At 45.4% G+C, this 19,255-nt stretch carries 11 protein-coding genes; 5 read left to right on the top strand and 6 right to left on the bottom strand.

Annotated elements, in window-relative coordinates; genetic code table 11:
• The first annotated feature begins 1 nt into the window (after position 1).
• From J8L84_RS01150 to tldD, 3 genes are read left to right on the top strand one after another with little or no spacing between them, the layout of a single operon-like run.
• Entirely contained in the window at positions 2–3,994 is a 3,993-nt protein-coding gene (locus J8L84_RS01150; protein ID WP_211069078.1) for a YhdP family protein, read from the top strand.
• A complete protein-coding gene (locus J8L84_RS01145; RefSeq protein ID WP_211069077.1) occupies positions 3,987–4,805 on the top strand; it encodes a carbon-nitrogen hydrolase family protein in 819 nt (272 codons plus the stop codon). The genes J8L84_RS01150 and J8L84_RS01145 overlap by 8 nt, the downstream gene beginning before the upstream one ends.
• Entirely contained in the window at positions 4,798–6,240 is a 1,443-nt protein-coding gene (gene tldD / locus J8L84_RS01140) for a metalloprotease TldD (RefSeq protein WP_211069076.1), read from the top strand. Before J8L84_RS01145 ends, tldD begins: the two co-directional genes overlap by 8 nt.
• Positions 6,241–6,361: 121 nt before the next feature.
• On the opposite strand, the gene J8L84_RS01135 is transcribed toward tldD, so the two are convergent.
• Positions 6,362–8,788, bottom strand: a complete 2,427-nt coding sequence (locus J8L84_RS01135) for an Ig-like domain-containing protein (protein WP_211069075.1) — start codon at positions 8,786–8,788, stop codon at positions 6,362–6,364.
• An 18-nt stretch (positions 8,789–8,806) separates the two neighbouring features.
• On the bottom strand, positions 8,807–9,352 hold the full coding sequence (yjgA, locus tag J8L84_RS01130; protein WP_211069074.1) for a ribosome biogenesis factor YjgA: 546 nt from the start codon (positions 9,350–9,352) through the stop codon (positions 8,807–8,809).
• A 72-nt stretch (positions 9,353–9,424) separates the two neighbouring features.
• On the opposite strand from yjgA, the gene pmbA reads away from it, so the two are divergent.
• Complete coding sequence (gene pmbA, locus J8L84_RS01125; RefSeq protein ID WP_211069073.1) at positions 9,425–10,756, top strand: metalloprotease PmbA; 1,332 nt, start codon at positions 9,425–9,427, stop codon at positions 10,754–10,756.
• 66 nt (positions 10,757–10,822) lie between these two features.
• On the opposite strand, the gene J8L84_RS01120 is transcribed toward pmbA, so the two are convergent.
• Positions 10,823–11,743: a helix-turn-helix transcriptional regulator gene (locus J8L84_RS01120; RefSeq protein WP_211069072.1), complete on the bottom strand. Its 921-nt coding sequence runs from the start codon at positions 11,741–11,743 to the stop codon at positions 10,823–10,825.
• Between the two features lie 116 nt (positions 11,744–11,859).
• Here J8L84_RS01120 and J8L84_RS01115 point away from each other — a divergent pair, with 116 nt between their 5' ends.
• Positions 11,860–14,970 (top strand): beta-galactosidase, encoded by a 3,111-nt coding sequence (locus J8L84_RS01115; RefSeq protein ID WP_211069071.1) that lies wholly within the window; start codon positions 11,860–11,862, stop codon positions 14,968–14,970.
• Positions 14,971–15,085: 115 nt separating this feature from the next.
• Here the strand turns inward: J8L84_RS01115 and arcA are convergent, their stop codons facing one another.
• From arcA to glgA, 3 genes are all read right to left on the bottom strand, one after another.
• Positions 15,086–15,793 (bottom strand): two-component system response regulator ArcA, encoded by a 708-nt coding sequence (arcA, locus tag J8L84_RS01110; protein ID WP_013785842.1) that lies wholly within the window; start codon positions 15,791–15,793, stop codon positions 15,086–15,088.
• Positions 15,794–15,948: 155 nt separating this feature from the next.
• Positions 15,949–17,604, bottom strand: coding sequence for an ATP-binding protein (locus J8L84_RS01105; protein WP_211069070.1), 1,656 nt, complete (start codon positions 17,602–17,604; stop codon positions 15,949–15,951).
• A 101-nt stretch (positions 17,605–17,705) separates the two neighbouring features.
• A complete protein-coding gene (glgA, locus tag J8L84_RS01100; RefSeq protein WP_211069069.1) occupies positions 17,706–19,130 on the bottom strand; it encodes a glycogen synthase GlgA in 1,425 nt (474 codons plus the stop codon).
• Positions 19,131–19,255: the final 125 nt, after the last annotated feature.

Here is a 19,255-nt window from a genome sequence, read left to right as displayed (position 1 = left end):
TGTGACAAATTTAACGTCGGTAGCAGCCTATTTAGTTAAAAAAATATGGTTGCTGCTTGCCATCCTGCTTGTTCTATTCGCGCTGTTAATCAGCGCCGCTCGCTATGCGCTGCCGCATATTGAACACAACAAGCACCTGCTGGAAGACTATATCAGCCAGCGCTATGGCGTAAATCTTACTATTAAAAGCGTGCATGCAGTATGGCAACGCTCTGGGCCGAGTATTGTCTTAAATTCGGTCTCAATGGCGCAAAATGATGCGTCTCCCGTTGGGCTCAATATTCGTCAAGTCTATGTTGAATTAGATTTTTGGCAGTCTTTGAGACGACAAATGATCTCATCTACGCGCTTTGAACTTCGTGGTCTCAAGCTAGATGTTGATGCCGATAGGTTCGAGCGTGCAGGCGATAACAACTTTCCCGTTGTTGATGCATTAAAAAGCTTATTCCTGGAACAGCTTCAAAGTTTCTCTCTTGAAGAAGGGGAAGTGATCCTCTCTAAAAATAGCCAGCCCCAGTCTTTCATCATCGACCAGTTAACTTGGAATAACAGCGGAAGACGTCACCAAGGCTTAGGGCAAATGAAGGTGGCCGATGTATCGTCGAATTCCGCGTCTTTCATCATTGATGTGACGGGCAATAAAGATGCGTTTGAAGGGGTGTTTTATGCCCGCGCTGAAGAGTTAGATATATCCCCCTGGGTGAGCGACTTAATCAAAACTAAGCGCCCGCTGACTGAAAGCCGAGCCAATTTCGAAATTTGGGCCGACGTACAAAGCAATGGCATTACAGGTGTTCAAGCCCAGTTTGAAGAAAGCTTATTGGAGTGGGGCGGAGATGAATATTCAACCCTTGTCACGGGTATTCGCGGTGGCAGTATTGAAGCAGCACCCACGCAAGATGGGTGGAGCGTTAGGGTAGATCAATTGGTGATAGACTCTGGCCACGAAACCATAGAAGCTGATTTCGTTGGTAAAGTAACAAATGCAGGCGACGCAGTCGTCAGTATTGTAAAACCGGTTCAGATAAATCCATTCCTGATGCTTTTACCCTTGTTTATGGATGACACCAGCGAAGAGGAAATTCGCGCGTTAAATCCCATAGGGCAACTTGCCACGTTGGAACTTCAACTTAGAAATCGCCGCCCGGAATTAACCGCAAAAATTCTTGATTTGTCGTGGGAGCAGGCAGGAAAAACGCCAGGCCTGACATCGCTAGATGCCGATGTTTATTGGTATAAAGACGCTGGCGCTGTTTACCTAAAAAGTAAAAACAGTACCTTATCTGCCGACAATATCATTAAGCAAAATCTCGATATCAATGCCTTTAACGCCAATCTGTATTTTCACACCCAAGCGGTAGGTGATGAAAAGCAATGGGTATTGACGGGTAAAGATCTCTTGTTCGATAGCGAACAGTTAGTGTTAGAGCCAGCATTTCGTGCCAATCTAACCTCGGGCCACCTAGACATATTTGCCAATATTGAACCCTTGGCGTTAAACGCCGTCAGTGATTTCTTCCCTGCATCGTTAATGGGCGTCAATACCGATAAGTTTCTTACCCGTGCCTTCACAGGCGAAGGTAGCGTAAGCAAAGCGCAAGTATTGTGGCACGGTAACCCCAAGAACTATCCGTTTAACGATAACAGCGGAATTTTTCAAGCTTATGTCGATGTTGAAGATAGCGACTTTGTATTTTCATCAAAGTGGCCTGCGTTAAATGAACTCGATTTGTCGGTGCGTTTTGAAAATGCCGGCTTAGTCATGGTAAGTGATAAAGGAACGTTAGCCGGTATAGACGTGTCGGCTATGTCAGCAGAAATTCCGCGTTTACACCCGTCTTCAACGTTAACTATTAATGCAGAAGGCTCTGGAACAGGCGAAAAGTTAACGTCGTTGATGAAGCAGTCTTCAATTGCCAGCTCATTAGGGAAAGTGCTTGATAAAGACGTGCAAGTCTCAGGGCCGTTGTCGGCAAGCCTGACATTAGATATCCCCCTGAAAGGCAAAGATATTCGGGTTCATGGCGCAGCTCAGTTAAATAACAACGATGTGTATATCACTAGCACGCGTATGCAGTTTGATGATGCCATTGGAACACTTACCTTCGACAATGCAGAAATTGACGCTAATGGGTTAACTGCAAGCTTGTTAGGTCAGCCCGTGGAAATGTCACTGCAGGGGCGCCATAACGACAACTACGACGTTAATGTTAACTTGAAAGGGTTATGGCACGTTCACCCGTTAGTGAAGTATGTAAAAACCGACCTTATTGACTACCTAGATGGTGAAACCAATTGGCAGGCAGATGTGAATTTGAGCTTATCTGAAAACGATTTTTCCTATAATGCCCAAATTAACGCCGATTTATTGGCAACCCAAAGCTTGCTGCCTGCACCGTTTTCAACAGTGCAAGGAACTAGCCTACCACTTCAAATTAACAGTGAAGGTAACCTACAAGCCTCTAATGTAGAAGCAAGGCTAGGTGACGATATTCATTTCGACGGCGTATTGCCTCATAAAGAAATGCAGTTCTCTCGAGCGCTCCTTTCCTTAGGCGATGCTAATGTGGGTGATAGAGGTACCGGGTTTAGTATCGCTGCAAACCTAGAGCAAGCCGACATTGTTGAATGGTTTACTACCCTGCAGACGCTGATCATGCCGAGTAAAATGGACGAAGCTAGTGCAGGCGTGTCCGTTAACAAGAATAGCGTTAACGATACGTTATCGACGGATAGTCGTGCCCAAAAGCAAAATATCTTCGGTGTGCCATCACGCATATTTGTCACCGCAGATACCCTAACGGGGTGGGGGCATTCATTGAATAATGTGTCCTTAACCGCTCGGGAACAAGACAACGATTGGTTGCTACAAGTTGATGCAGCGAAAGCGAGAGCAACCATTAGGGTTAATAACGACATTAACAACCAAGGTATAGATATCAATGCGGATTACCTAGTACTGGATAAACCTGCTACAGAGGGTGGTGCTATTGAAGATGAGAGAAACTCAATCGAAACCCAAGTAGAAGAAATCGAGATTGCTAGAAAGCAAGCTGATGTCGTCGAAGTTGATCCGCTAGATTTGCCTCCTATCTACTTCTATTGCAGTGTTTGTAGTGTCCATGGCCTTGATTTAGGTGAAGTCACCCTTGACGTAGCCAAAACAGATCAAGGTTTGCAAATCAGACAATTACTTACGCGCTCTTCCAGTGCAGATGTAACCGCAACCGGATACTGGCAGCATGAAGACGGCGAAATCACCACCCGTTTAAACGGTACACTTTCTTCACCAGACGTAGGGCAAATGCTTAAGCAGCGAGGGATAACGTCAGGTATTAAAGACTCTGAAGCCAATATTAAATTCGATTTAGGCTGGCCTTCTGCCCCGTTTGATTTCTCGTTAGGCAAAGTAAGCGGCGACGTAGACTGGGCACTCACCGACGGTTACCTCACTGAGGTCAGTGATAAAGGGTCGCGCATATTTACGTTATTCAGCCTAAACTCATTAGTACGTAAGCTAAGCCTAGATTTTAGAGATGTATTTGCCACTGGGTTTTTCTACGACAAAATGGGTGGAAGCTTACAAATTGCTGATGGTACTGCCTTTACCGACGATACCGAAATAGATGGCGGTGCAGGTGAAATAGAAATTAAAGGGTATACCAACTTAAATACCGGTGGCCTTAATTACAATATTACTTTTGCCCCTAACGTAACGGGGAATTTACCGTTTTTAGTGTATTTTTTAGCTACGCCCCCAACGGCATTGGCAGCACTGGCACTAGATCAAGTGCTGACATCAGCGAAAGTGATATCGAACGTGAACTATAAGGTTTCTGGCACCATTGCTAATCCGCAGTTCGATGAAGTAGAACGACATAGTAAAGATATAAGCTTACCGGCGAATGTGTCGCCAGAAAGCACTTCGCCTTTAGATCGGCCGCTTACCGAAGATGATTTACGCAGAGTAAAAATGGAGGTTATCGATGGTTAATCTAGTTGCAGTTCAAATGACATCTACGCCCAGTGTAGAAGATAATTTGAATCATGTAGAACAGGCTATTGCTCAAGAACAAGTTCCAAAAGACAGCTTGGTGGTATTGCCAGAATGCTTTGCTTGTTTTGGTACCAAAGATGGTGAGCTACTTAATGCCGCCGAAGTTAAAGACGAAGGGCTGATACAGCAACGTTTATCAGCGCTAGCCAAAGCTCATGAGTGCTACATTGTTTCGGGCACGTTTCCTATGGCGACCGACGATGCATCAAAGTTTTCAGCGGCGTGCTTATTGTTTGGCCCAGACGGCACAGTATTGGCCGACTACCGTAAAATTCACCTTTTTGATGTGTCTGTTGATGACAATACGGGCAGCTACAAAGAATCTAAGTTTACAAACCCAGGCAGTGAAGTTGTTACTGTCGAAACGCCAATTGGCAACATTGGTCTAGCGGTATGTTATGATGTGCGCTTTCCAGGCTTGTTTACTGCCATGGGCGACATCGATATTTTAGTGTTGCCCGCTGCCTTTACGCAAAGAACCGGTGAAGCGCACTGGCACACGCTAGTGAAAGCGCGAGCCATTGAGAAACAATGCTATGTGGTAGCTGCCAACCAAACCGGTGAGCACCAAAATGGCCGTGAAACCTTTGGTCACAGCCTAGTCGTTTCGCCGTGGGGTGAAACCTTGAGCGAGCTACCACAAGACATTGGTGTTATTCAAACCAGTGTTGATATTGAAGTGCGACAAGCCATTAAACAAAATATGCCGGTTGCCGAACATAACCGATTCAGGAGTCACTTTGTCTAAATCTGTTGAACGCCATTTACTGTCTGACTCTGGACTAGATGTTGCGTCGCTAGAAAAAGCCCTTTCGGGTATCCATCGTCACGATACCGATTATGCTGATCTTTATTTTCAGTCGAGCCAACACGAAAGTTGGGTGCTCGAAGATGGCATTATCAAAGAAGGTAGCTACAACATTGAACGTGGTGTTGGGGTTCGTGCCATTAGCGGTGAAAAAACCGGTTTCGCTTATTCAGATGAAATCAGTGAAGATGCTTTAGTAAAGGCGTGCAACGCTGCGCGCAGTATTGCTCCCGATGGTGGTTCTCAGAAAGTATCATCGTTAGGGCGTAGCGATTATCAAGCCCGCTATGGTGAGAAAAACCCTATTTTAGCCATGCAAGATGCTGAGAAAATTTCTCTGCTAAAAGCCGTGGATGCGTACGTTAGACAGCAAGAGCCATCAGCCAATCAGGTTGTGGTTAGCATTAGTGGTGTATACGAAGAAATTTTGGTGGCTGCCAGTGATGGTACGTTTGCCACCGATATCCGTCCCTTAGTTCGCCTAAACTGCTCTGTATTGCTTGAAGACGGTGATCGTCGTGAGCGCGGCAGTGCAGGTGCTGGCGGCAGATATGCCTATTCTTTTTTCGAGTCTGATAAAGACGGGCGCCCTTACTATGAGCAGTTAGCCGACGATGCCTTGCATATGGCGCGCGTTAACATGCAAGCGGTAGCTTCGCCAGCGGGTGCCATGCCGGTAGTGTTAGGTAATGGCTGGCCTGGTGTATTGTTACACGAAGCGGTGGGTCATGGTCTTGAAGGCGACTTCAACCGTAAAGGTGCTTCTACTTTTAGTGGGAAGATTGGTGAACGTGTTGCCGCTAAAGGCGTAACAGTGGTAGACGATGGCACATTGGCTGATCGTCGTGGTTCGTTATCGGTGGATGACGAAGGTACACCAACCCAGCACAATGTACTTATTGAAGACGGTATTCTAAAAGGCTACATGCAAGATAAGCATAACGCCAAGCTAATGGGTGTTGCGCCAACCGGAAACGGTCGTCGCGAGTCTTATGCGCATTTACCGATGCCGCGTATGACCAATACCTACATGCTAGAAGGGCAGTACGATCCTAAAGAGATTATTGCCTCTATCGATAAAGGTATTTACGCGCCTAACTTTGCGGGTGGACAGGTTGATATCACATCAGGCAAATTTGTATTTTCTAGTGCAGAAGCATACCTCATTGAAAATGGTAAAATTACCGCACCGGTCAAAGGGGCTACCTTGATTGGAAATGGCCCTGAAGTCATGCAGAAGATTTCTATGATTGGAAACGATGTGGCATTAGACAACGGCGTTGGCGTGTGTGGTAAAGACGGTCAAAGCGTACCTGTTGGGGTGGGCCAACCCACACTGAAAATAGATGAGCTTACCGTGGGCGGAACTGCGTAAATTACGCTTTCGGTTAGTGTAAGATTCAAGAAAGGCGCCGGTTGGCGCCTTTTTTATTGCAATTTTCATGACTGCCTATAGACAGTTACTGCAGCATGCCAGCTCTATAAAAGACGGCCCGCTATTCTAAAGTAACCACCATATCAAGGCTGGTAGTAACGCCGCTAGGAGAGGTCACTAGCGCGCTAACAATCGCACTGGTGCTGGCTTCTGATTCATCTAATAGGTTAGTCAGTACAAACGATAGTTGTCTGCTACCTGCTGCGTTGGTAGAAGGCACAGTGGCTTCAAGTGAACCTGAAATCCCTCCTTCAGAGCTTGTAATGCTAATTTCTGTATCTTCCGCTAACGGCTGATTAGCGGTATCTGAATACGCTAGCGATAGCAACGCATTGCTTCCTCTTGGGATACTCAATACCGGAGTTAACCCAGGCGGATTAGTATTGTTTGCTAGTTCATCGGTACTGCTATTAAACGTTAGCAATGCAGATGACGATGACATAATAACCACCATAGCGCGCCTAACATGCAGCGCACTATTTCCGCAGCTTGTAGCATCGCATTGCGGGCCATCAAATAACCCATTGGCAGCAGTGAAGCTACCTGAACTGTCGTAGTCGAAAAATGGCTCTGTAGCATCATAATTGCCGTCTTCGTTATCGTCTCGCCATGCTTCTGGGTAATCGATAAAGCCCGTGGTGTCAGGCAGGAGTATAGAGATACCATTGCCGGTGCTACCAGTAATCGCGCCACCATCGGCATCGTCATATAAGTTATTGCCGTTTGCGTCTATTAAAGTTTCATGGCCTACCGCGGTCACCATTACCGTAATGCGATGATCGGCTACTCTTGGCTCGGCACTCGTCCAAGTCACGCTGCAACTGCCGCTTTGTGTGGTACAGCTTGGTTCAATTAACCCGCCTTCTGTAGTGAAATTGAGCGTGGTGCCATCTGGCACTGGGTTATTAAACGCATCAGCCGCGCTAGCGGTAATGGTTAATTCGTTGCCGTTAATATTGTGCGCTTCAGGGTTCAAACTTGATGGCGACAAACTAATGCTGTTTTGATCAGGCAAACCAGTGTTCACGCTAAGTAAGTCAGATTGAGACTGAATGCTAGTATCATCAATTTCAGTAATAGCAGTGACCCGAACGGCAGTAGGCACGCTACCCGCTGTCACAAAGGTGCTGACTTGGCCTTCAGAATTAGTCAGTGCAGTAGCAGGAGAAAGCGCCAATCCACCAATATTACTGTTTAAGCTAAACGTCACTTCTTGTTGGGCAAGAGGGTTACCCAGCGCACTATTTACTTGAAAGGTTACCCGAGATACCGAACTCGCGTCTTGGCCGCCGGTTCCACTTATCACAATAGATGCCGGAGACGCATCGATAAAAGCGATGCTACCCGCGGTTTCAGGCAAAATTTCTATAGAACGAGACACACTTAGTGTGCTGCTGTTGATAGTAACCGTCGCACTTATCTCGTCGTCGAAGCCGGTATTTCCCGCGCAACTATTGTCCTGAAAAGTAGAGCGAGCTTGTCCGCTGGCGGTAAATACAGTTTCATCAATATCGGCACTATCGTTCGCCACACAAACAGAGCTAAAGGTCACAGGGATGCTGGTGGCATAAGTTTCGCCTTCAGAATTAACCAGTGCTACGTTAACACCCAGGGTTGCGCCAGCGGCGATGACAACGTCTTCGTCCGTGGTGTAACCGTCTACTCCTAATAAACCAGCGACAAATTCACCGTTATCAAACGTACCAATTTGAATAACCTCATCGGTTACCGCAGAAGACTGAATTTCATAGTTGAGGGTGGCTGTTAAGGTTTGCTCATTATAAACGTATGACACAGTGGCCGTGCCCGCACCTAGGTCGTCTTCGGTAGGAAGTAATTGGCTATTGGCTAGGCCGTCATTGGTCGTGAGGGCATCGTCTATGCTTACCGAGCCGCGAGACACTTGGAAGCTTACAATAGCATCTGTAATTGGGGTGTCATCGATATTTATCAGCGAAGCGCTAAGGGTGCCGGTTTCATCAGCGGTAATTCTACTGACTTGATTGCCTGCACTGTCACTTAAGGTAAGTGAAAGGGTAGGTAAAAAGACCGTGTCAGTATCGGCAATTAAAAACTCAATGTTTGCTTGTGATGATGTGCTGTCGTAAGTGGCGGTAATTGTACTGGCACCAGCAATAGCGCTATCTGAGTCTAAATACACGACCGCCTCACCGTTACTGTCAGTAAGTTTGTCGCTAACAGAGAGAGTGCCGATACCGCTTGTAAAACTGACGATTTCTCCGGCTAACACCGCACCATCTTCGGTAATGGTCGCAGTAATGCAGGCGGTATCACCAATATCGAAACTAGCCTGATTAACCGTATTACAGTTTGCGTCGCCTATCTCAAGAGAGAGTGCTACAACTGGAGAGGTGGTGCTATCGTCGCCATCCGAACTGCCAAAGGGGTCGTCGCCGTTTGCCCCCGAGGTACCGTTACATCCTGATAATACCCATACGAAAGCAAATGCCGCTAAAAGCCGCCCCATATACCTCTCCTTATGCTGCTACTCTTTTTGAGTAACGTCTTTTAAATATTGGAATAACTCCCTGTATGCTTTAGGGGGAGCATTCTTTTCTTGTTCTTTTTTCACTTGGCGGTGGAGCTGCCTTAATTTTTGTCTATCAAGCTCAGGGTATTCTTCAATAAGCCCTTGAATAGCGTCGTCACCACGGGTGATCACATCTTCGCGAGCGCGTTCTAATTCATGAAACGCAGCGTTATTTGCTTGATGTTGATGGGTTATTTTAGCCAAGGCCACTTCAATAGGGGAATTATCCCTTTGTCTAAGTAGCTTACCAATGAACTGAAGTTGCCTTCTGTAACCGTCTTTTTTCTTATTGATGACACGGGCAATATCTAGCGCATCCTTCAATTCTTCATCAAGCGGAATGGTGGCGTAGTGGGCAGGGGTAAGGTTTACTACGGTTTGCCCTAGCTTTTGTAAGTCTTTAGATTGGCGCTTTAGTTCGCTTTTACTAATGAGCTCTTCTTCGGGCTCGGCGCTTTCTAACTTAGATTGTTGTCGTGATTTAGATTTCTGATCGCTCATTTCAAACTCATAAGTGTTACACTTTAGCTAAATTGTAACTATCACAGTCGGATTTAGACAGCGAAACTTACTATGCAAATTGAGCAACAGTTATCAGAAATTCAGAATGTCGTCGATGATGTACTGAAATTAGCCCTAAAAAACGGGGCAACCCAAGCAGAAGCAAGCATGTCAAAAGTGGAAGGTATTGCGGTATCTTCACGTATGCAAGAAGTTGAAAACGTAGAGTTTACTAACGATGGCGGCTTGGGCATTAGTGTTTACGTAGGTAAGCGAAAAGGCAGCGCCTCAACGGCTGACTTAAGCAAAGAAGCACTGACTCGTGCCGTGGAAAAAGCCGTAGATATTGCTAAGTACACCAGTGAAGACCCTTGTACTGGTCTTGCTGATGCTGAACTTATGGCCACAGAATTCCCCGATTTAGATTTATATCACCCGCAAGAGCTTGATACTGAGAAAGCCATTGCCACCACGATTGAAGCGGAATCTGCTGCGTTAGGTTACGATCCGCGCATTACAAATTCCGACGGTGCATCGTATAACGCTAATCTTGGTATGCGTGTTTACGGGAATACCCACGGTATTAACGCTGGGTATCCAAGCAGCCGTTATAGCTTAAGTTGTATGGTGATTGGTTCTCAAGATGGCGATATGCAGCGCGATTACGCGTACACAGTCGACCGTCAAGCGCCTTTGTTGCAATCAGCAGTCTCTATTGGCACAGATGCAGCAAAAGCCACTGTAGAGCGTCTGGGCGCCCGTAAGATAAATACGGCTCAAGTGCCCATTCTGTTACACAAAGATATCGCGTCTAGTTTATTTGGGCATTACGTGGGTGCTATCAGCGGTGGTAGTTTGTATCGTCGTTCTTCGTTTTTGCTAGACAGCTTAGGCAAGCAAGTTTTTCCAGAATGGTTAAACATTGAAGAGCGTCCTTTTTTGAAATCGGGCTTAGCAAGTTCTAGCTTCGACAATGAAGGCGTGGCTTGTAAAGACATGACCATCGTAGATGGCGGAAAGCTTGCTACTTATCTTTACACCACCTATTCAGCGCGTAAGCTAAACACCCAAACCAATGGTCACGCGGGTGGCATTCATAACTGGTCGGTGGGCGACACCGGTCATAGCGACAGCGACTTGCTAAAAGAAATGGGCACTGGCCTATACGTTACTGAGCTTATGGGGCAGGGCGTTAACACGGTTACCGGCGATTATTCTCGTGGTGCAGCTGGGTTTTGGGTAGAAAATGGTGTTATTCAATATCCAGTCCACGAAGTGACTATTGCTGGCTGCTTACAAGATATGTTCGCTGGCATTGTGGCAATTGGTAAAGATAAAGATTTGCGCGGTAGTGTGCATACTGGCTCAATTCTTATTAATCAGATGAAAATAGCAGGAAGCTAGTTTCTCTGTTTCGTTCTAAGTCGTTCAATCTCAGTCGTTTTATTTAGCGAGCTTGAACGAACTTGCTCAATTTAAAGACTGCCGCTGGCGAAATTCGCTGGGCGGCATGCCTTCCGATTTTTTAAACCGCTTCGAAAACGTAAACACATTGCTGTAGCCCACGTAGTTGGCAATATAAGCAATGGGCCACTGCGTGCTTATCAGTAAATTTTTCGCCCTTACCATGCGCAGATAAATAACATGCTGCATGGGGCTTCTGCCGAATTGCGCAAGGCATAGCCTGTGCAAGTGGGGGGCAGAGTAGTGCACTTTGTCTACCAAGGCGTCGATATCCCAATTAAACTGCAATTGCTTTTCTACCGCAGCAAACAGAGCCGACAATCGAACTTGGTGCGTGCTTTTCACTGGGGTGGCAATATGCTGCAAATATTGCTGAATAATAGGAATAACCGCCTGTCGGTGCTGGCTGTTGGTTTCTAAATACAGTAACTCCATCGCATGATGTAGCCCTGACAACTCAATGTTGTGCTGTACGGGGTGCTCTACATCAAAAAAATGCTGCCATCGAGGGCTATCAGATAAGTTTAGCCAAATGATGTCCCAGGGCGCTTGATCCGGCCGCGGCGCTTGATCTAGCTGCGGTGCGCTACTTTCATCAAAATGCGCAATTTGCACTTCAAAACTTTGATGCGCAGGCAAAATAATCACACTTGAAGCAGGCAATGCATACTCGCCACTCGGCGTGCGTATTTTACCGCTGCCTTTTAATGAATAAAAAATAGTGTGGTTAGGCGGGGTAACTCGGCCTACCTGATAAGCCCCTGATAAATTCGAGCAACCCGCCAACTCTATGTCTAGCGCTTTAATCTCTGGTGCATTGGTACTATCAATAAAACGTTCAAGACAGTGTGGACCAATATTCACAATATCGCGAAAGGTTCGCTGCGCATTTGAGGGGCCAGTAGAAGTGAAGTTAGCAGGTTGCATAATTGTAAAATGAGAGTTTTGGATAAATTAAAGAGAGAAACAAGCATAAAGGATTGCGCGTGTTTCCGCTATATTTCGCCTGTGATTAAAAAACCTTACCGTAGAAGGAGCCAGTAATGGCAAATGTTGCTCAAGTTGTTGCGCAAAAAGATTGGCAGAATCCTGTTGTTTATCAAAGAAATCGCGTGAATGGACATAGTCCATTAAACGGTTTTTTAACCCAAGACGATGCTAAACAAAACGTTAATGCGCAAAAACAAAGTTTAAATGGTGAATGGGATTTTAGGTTATACCCCCAACCTGAAGCCGTTGATGAAGACTTATTGAGCGAAGCATTACCCGGAACCACAGACTGGCAACCTATTACTGTGCCTTCAAATTGGCAAATGCAGGGTTTCGATAAGCCTATTTACTGCAATGTTAAATATCCTTTTCCAGTAAACCCGCCTGAAGTACCTAGCGATAACCCCACAGGCTGCTACCGTACTACTTTTTCGGTAACTGAAAATACGTTGCAACAGCGCAACCATATTGTGTTTGAGGGGGTTAATAGTGCATTTCACTTGTGGTGTAACGGTGAGTACGTCGGCTATTCACAAGATAGCCGACTACCCGCTGAATTCAATTTAACGCCCTTCTTAAAAGCTGGTGAAAATCGCTTAGCGGTTATGGTTATTCGCTGGTCTGATGGTAGCTATTTAGAAGACCAAGACATGTGGTGGCTAAGTGGTATTTTTCGCGATGTGGTATTAGTCACGAAACCACAACATCATATTCAAGATGTGTTCGCGACGCCCAAGCTGGATGCTTGCTATCGCGATGGCAGCTTAGCTGTTCGCACCGCCATTAACGCACCCGCAAGCTATACGGTGGGCATTCAGTTATTTAATGGTGAAACTCCGGTCACCGAACAAAGTGTGTCAGGCACTAATAACCGCCGTATAGATGAGAAAGGCGGGTGGGACGATGTGATTTTTCAATCGTTAGCAGTCACTGAACCTAAAAAATGGACAGCCGAAACGCCTTATTTGTATCGACTCGTGGTGTCACTGTTTGACGATGCTGGCAACCTAGTGGTAGCCGAGGGCTACAACATAGGTTTTCGACAGGTAGATATGCTTGATGGTCAGCTGTGCGTAAACGGAAAACCTATTCTTATTCGTGGTGTAAATAGGCACGAGCACCATGAAAGCAAAGGTCATGCGGTGAATGAAGCCGATATGATTGAAGATATAAAGTTATTGAAGCAAAACAACTTTAATGCGGTACGTACTGCCCATTATCCTAATCACCCGCGTTGGTACGAGCTGTGTGACGAATATGGGTTGTACTTGGTCGATGAAGCGAACATTGAAACTCACGGCATGTTCCCTATGGGGCGTTTGTCGAGAGATGCCGTGTGGGCAGGGGCTTATCTAGCCCGTTACACACAAATGGTAGAGCGAGATAAAAACCACGCTTCTATTATCATTTGGTCCCTTGGTAATGAATGTGGTCATGGGCCAAACCAAGATGCCATGTACGGTTGGTCTAAAGCGTTTGACCCTTCACGACCTGTACAATACGAAGGCGGTGGTGCCAATACTACTGCAACCGATATCATCGCCCCTATGTATGCTCGGGTAGATACTGACGTGCTTGATGATGCCGTGCCGAAATGGGCGATTAAAAAGTGGTTGTCGCTACCAGGTGAAACCCGCCCTGTTATTTTGTGTGAGTACGCCCATGCCATGGGAAATAGCTTAGGGAGCTTTGCGGATTACTGGCAGGCATTTAAAGACTATCCACGTTTGCAAGGGGGCTTTATTTGGGATTGGGTCGATCAAGGCTTAGTGAAGCATACAGACAGCGGTGAGGCCTATTGGGCCTACGGTGGCGATTTTGGTGATACCGATAACGACCGTCAGTTTTGCATTAACGGCTTGTTGTTTCCTGATCGCACGCCACACCCTGCATTATTTGAAGCCAAATACTGCCAACAGCATTTGGCATTTAGCCTTGAAGCACTAGAGCAGGAACAAGCTGGTAGCTATCAGCTAACCATCGCCAGCGACTATGTATTTCGGTCAACGGATAACGAAGCACTGCAGTGGCAATTGCTCGAAAATGGAGAGTGCGTTGCTAACGGCTCTGAAACATTAAGTATTGGCCCCCAGTCGTCACAAACTCTAACGATAAACCCAAATTTTAAGTTTGTGCCCGATGCGCAGTACCATTTAAATATTGATGTGGTGCTAGTTGAGGACTGTGATTGGGCAAGTGCTGGGCACGTATTAGATACCGAGCAATTTGAGATTGCGAATACTGCAGGTCTATCTACACTCTCATTAACTAGCGCTATCAATGGCAAAAATAAAGTTACGGTCGAGCGCTTGGCGTCGAACGTAACTATTCACGCCGCAAACACGTGTTTTACAATAAGTGCTGATACTGGACTGCTTACGTCATGGACAGCAAATGGCGAAGAGCAGCTAAGCGCACCGCTTGAAGATAACTTCTTCCGAGCGCCGTTAGACAATGACATTGGCGTGAGTGAAGTGGATAACCCCGATCCTAATGCGTGGGAGTCTCGCTGGCGCCGAGCTGGAATTGGGCAATGGCAACGCACCTGTGCTGGTGTAGATGTGGTTGAAAGCACACAAGATGTGCGTGTGACGTCACTGTTTAACTATCATTACGATAATGCTTTGGTGGCCTCAACAACCTGGTGTTACCGCGTGAATGCAACAGGCACTATAGACTTGGATGTTCAGGTTAAGTTAGCCGATGCATTACCTCCAATGCCGCGTATTGGTTTGCAGTGGGCCGTACCTCATTCAAGTCAGGCTGAAGCCAATATTCAGTGGAAAGGGCTAGGACCATTTGAGAACTACCCTGACCGGTTGGCCGCAGCCAGGTTTGGGAGTTACAGCGAAAGTATTGCCAGTATGCATACGCCTTACATCTTTCCTACCGATAACGGGCTTCGTAGTAATTGCCGAGAACTTAGCATTAACAATATAAAAGTAGCGGGTGATTTTCACTTTGCTGTAAGCCAATACGGGCAAAAGCAGCTTGATGATGCTAAACACACTTGCGACCTAACATCGGCCGACAGTACCTATGTGTATATAGATCATGCACACATGGGGGTAGGCGGCGATGATTCGTGGAGCCCAAGTACGCACAAAGCCTTTTTGTTAGAGAAAAAAGCGTATCGTTACTTCTTATCCCTAAGTGCTTGTTAGTCTGGCATTCTAAATGTTGAACACAAAAAAAAGCCGCTCTATTGAGCGGCTTTTTGGTATTTAATCAGGCTATTACTTACAACGGGAATACCGTTGGTATCTCTGTTTGGGACAATTAGCCGTCAACAGAGCCGCAGAAGCGGTAACCTTCACCGTGAATGGTCACAATCAATTCTTCATCAGAAGGATCTGACTCGAAGTGCTTACGAATACGGCGGATAGTTACATCTACAGTACGGTCGTTAGGACGAAGCTCACGACCTGTCATTTCCATAATTAGCTGCTCGCGGGTAAGAATTTTACCTGGGTTGCTAAGGAATAAATGTAATGCACGGAATTCACTACGTGGTAAACGGAACTCTTTACCTGTTGGTGAAATAAGTGAACGGCTGTCGCCATCCAAAATCCAGCCATTGAAGTTTACACGGCTTGGTAAATCATCGTCTTCTGCTGAATTAGTGGTGCGAGATAACAAGTTACGCGCACGAATAGTCAGTTCACGAGGATTGAAAGGCTTGGTTAAATAGTCATCTGCGCCAATTTCTAGACCTAAGATACGATCAACATCGTTATCACGGCCAGTAAGGAAAATAAGACCTACGTTTTTACGGTCGCGTACTTCACGCGCCAAAATGAGGCCATTTTTACCTGGCAAATTAATATCCATAATAACCAAATTAATTGCGTGATTTTCAAAGAAGTCATGCATTTGATCACCATTTTCAGCTTCAAATACATTGTACCCTTCTGCTTCGAATAAACTCTTTAGCGTGGTACGTGTGACCACTTCATCTTCAACAATTAACACATTTGGCGTCTGCATGGTGTTTTACACTCTTTATAAAATCGGTTTAAGCAATTACTGATTAAATTTTAATATTCGTTTACTTATATGCAAGTTACTACCGAATATTATTAAATTCAAGGTATTGGGGTTAGCCAACGAATTTCAAGCAAAGTTCAATAGTTATACAGGTATTATGATGTTTTCGCACTGGAAACAGGAAAAACTATAACAAATTCTACACCACTACCCACTTCGCTGGTAATCGATATAGAACCATTTAGCGCTTGAGTGACTAAATTGTACACTAAGTGCATGCCTAATCCAGACCCCCCTTGTCCACGTTTTGTGGTAACGAAAGGGTCGAAAATACGTTTACGAATATCTGATGGGATCCCGATACCGTTATCCCGATACACTAACTTTAGCTTGTTCGTTGTAATTAATTCAGCACAGATATCAATCTGGCCTTTTTCTATGTTCTCAAAACCATGAATAACCGAATTCATAATAAGGTTAATAATGATTTGATTAATAGGACCAGCCTTCGTTTCAACGCATAAGGTAGGGTCGCAATCTACGTTGATGTTGTGTTGTAATTTTTTTAAGCGAGGCTGTAACGACAGTAGTATCTCATTAACTAGCTGTGCAAAGCAAAAGGTTCGGCTACTTTCGCTCGATTGATCCACTGCAACCTGTTTAAAACTGGAAATTAGCTCGGCAGCGCGGTTCAAATTGCGATAAATGATGTTTAGATTTTCATGACTTTCATCCATAAAGCGTTTCATGGCACTGGCTTTTAGGGTTTTATTCTCAAAATCCCTTTCAATAACCGCCAATCTGTCGAGCATCATAGTAGAAGCGGTAACCCCTAAACCGATGGGAGTATTTACTTCATGGGCAACTCCGGCCACCATGTCACCCAACGATGCCATTTTTTCATTTTGTACAATTTGGCGTTGAAACTCATGCAGCTTTTCAAGGGTTTGAATTAACTCTTGGTTGGCGTCTTTCAGTGCATTAGTTCGTTGGCTTACCATTTCTTCTAAGCTGGCATTCAGCTTTCTGTGCTGTTCTTCGGCCTGACGCTGCTTGTGCATGTATTCTTGTATGCGAGACAGCATAATATTCACATCATCAGACAGCACGTTTATTTCTTTAATATTTGACGGTTCTGCTCTAGCGGAATAGTCACGCTGCCTAGAGGTGCGCTGTAAGAAAAAAGAAAGCTTTTCAATCGGGGTAGTGGCACGGCGCTGAAAACGCAATGCTAACAAAAAGCTGAATATGAGTAAGAAAAGCATAATCCCAAGGTTAACTAGAACCGTTTTAACCATGTGCTGGCTAAACCCATCTGCAGACATCCGAAGGTAAACCCATCCCAAAACTTCGTTTGTCTCTGGGTCAAAAATTTTCCGACTACTTTCTAAGTAATCATTATCTTCAGTGAGCAAGGGAGTTTGATCTAGGTTAATTAGCTGTTTTTGCTTTCCAGGAATAAGTAACTGGCCGCCTTTGTTGTAAGAAGCAAAGCGTTCAACGTTACTTGAGGTGTTAGCGCCATCAGGTAAGCTTTTATAGATATGAACGTTTAACACTTTGTCAGCAGCATCTAAGAATAGTAAAGATTCTTCCATCAATGCCTGGCTAGAATTTCGAAGCGGGCCTGCAACCGCATTAGCGGTCATCTTAGACAGTAGATTTGCGCGGTTATCCAATTCGTATCGATAAGCGTTTATTTGGGTATAGATAGACAAACCGGAGGTGCTTACCAGCGAAATTGCGGCGATGGTCATTACCACCCACAAAAATAAACTTCGTATAGAAAGTTTTATAGCCCGATCTGTCATGCTAATTATCAGATTATCTGTTTCAATGAACGCTCAATAATAGTGGCGCATTCTTTAACAAAAAGAAAGAAACGCCGTACAAGCCTTTAAAGGCCGCATAGTTAAACGAACATAGATTCGTAAAGTTTTATATATTCACCAGCGGCACGTTCCCAAGTAAAGCGGGTATTCATACCTCTTTGCTGCATTTCTCTGAACTTCACTGGGTGCTCGTAATAAAACAATAAAGCGCGACGAATACAGGCAAGCAGGGCTTCAGGGCGTGGCTGTTCAAACACAAAGCCTGTGGCATCTTCGCTATGGCGATTGTCCACCACAGTGTCTTTCAAACCACCTACCGCGCGCACGATAGGAATGGTGCCGTAGGCCAAACTGTACATTTGATTTAGCCCACAAGGCTCAAACTGCGATGGCATTAAGAAGAAGTCGGCGCCGGCCTCAACAAGATGCGCGTGTTCTGAGCTAAACCCATTAATAAACGCGAACTGAGACGGATTATTTTGCGCAAATTCACCCAAATCCATACACATTTTAGGATCGCCAGTACCTACAATAACGATTTGCACATTATGCTGAACCAGTTCATCAAGAATAGGCAGAATATAGCCAAAACCTTTCTGCTCGGTAAGACGACACACCATACCAATAAGTGGAATACTGACATTTTTCGGCAAACCAGACTTTTCTTGTAAGGCGCTCTTACAGGTTTGCTTAGGCAGTAGGTTATCTACATCGTAGTGTTCTGGTAAGAAAGAATCAGTAGCTGGGTTCCATTGCGTATAATCGCACCCGTTTAATATGCCGGAAAGGTCAGTTTTACGTCTAACTAAACGTTCATGCAAACCGTGGCTGCCTAGGTCGGTTAACAGCTCTTGTGCGTAATGGGGGCTAACGGTGGTTACTTTAGTGGCAAACTCGATACCCGATTGAAGCATATTGATATAGCCGCCATGAACCTGTGCCAGAATGCCGGGGTGATGGCGTAGAAACGGTACTTTTTCAAGTAGGTTTACCCCTTGGAACGCGGCATTGTGAATGGTAAATACGGTACGGGTTTTATCAAAAAATCCAGTGTTATCGTAAGCTGTTAGGTAAGGCAGCATGGCCGTATGCCAATCGTGGCAATGAATAACGTCTGGCGAATAATTAATAGCTTGAAGGGCGGCCAATACTGCGCCACTAAAGAAACAAAAGCGCTCGCCATTGTCTTCATAAGCCTCGTACGCGTTGGAGTACAAACCTTCACGCATGAAGTATTCTGGGTAATCTACAAAGTATACGGGTATGCCATGCCAGTCCATTACTCGCACTTCGAAGTTATATACCTTGTATTCGGTGAATAGCGTTTGTGTTTCACATGCCGTAGGTAAGTCTAACGAGTCTGCTAATACCTTGTAGTAAGGCATAACAATGGCTACATCTTCTCCTGCGTCTTTTAATGCAAGTGGAAGTGCTTTGCCGACATCTGCTAAGCCACCTGTTTTTACCAGTTCTTCTACTTCAGAGATAGCGAATACAATTTTCACACGAATGCCTCGTATTATATGAACGCGCCTATGGCCTCTGAGTGGGCTCTATAGCTGTTGCGCGAATTAGGGCTGACATATATTCAGCCCCATATATCGAATATAGGGGGAATCTATTTACGTTA

The organism is Alteromonas sp. MMG017 (assembly GCF_018100795.1).
GTDB lineage: Bacteria > Pseudomonadota > Gammaproteobacteria > Enterobacterales > Alteromonadaceae > Alteromonas.
This window is presented reverse-complemented; position numbering and strand designations above follow the sequence as displayed.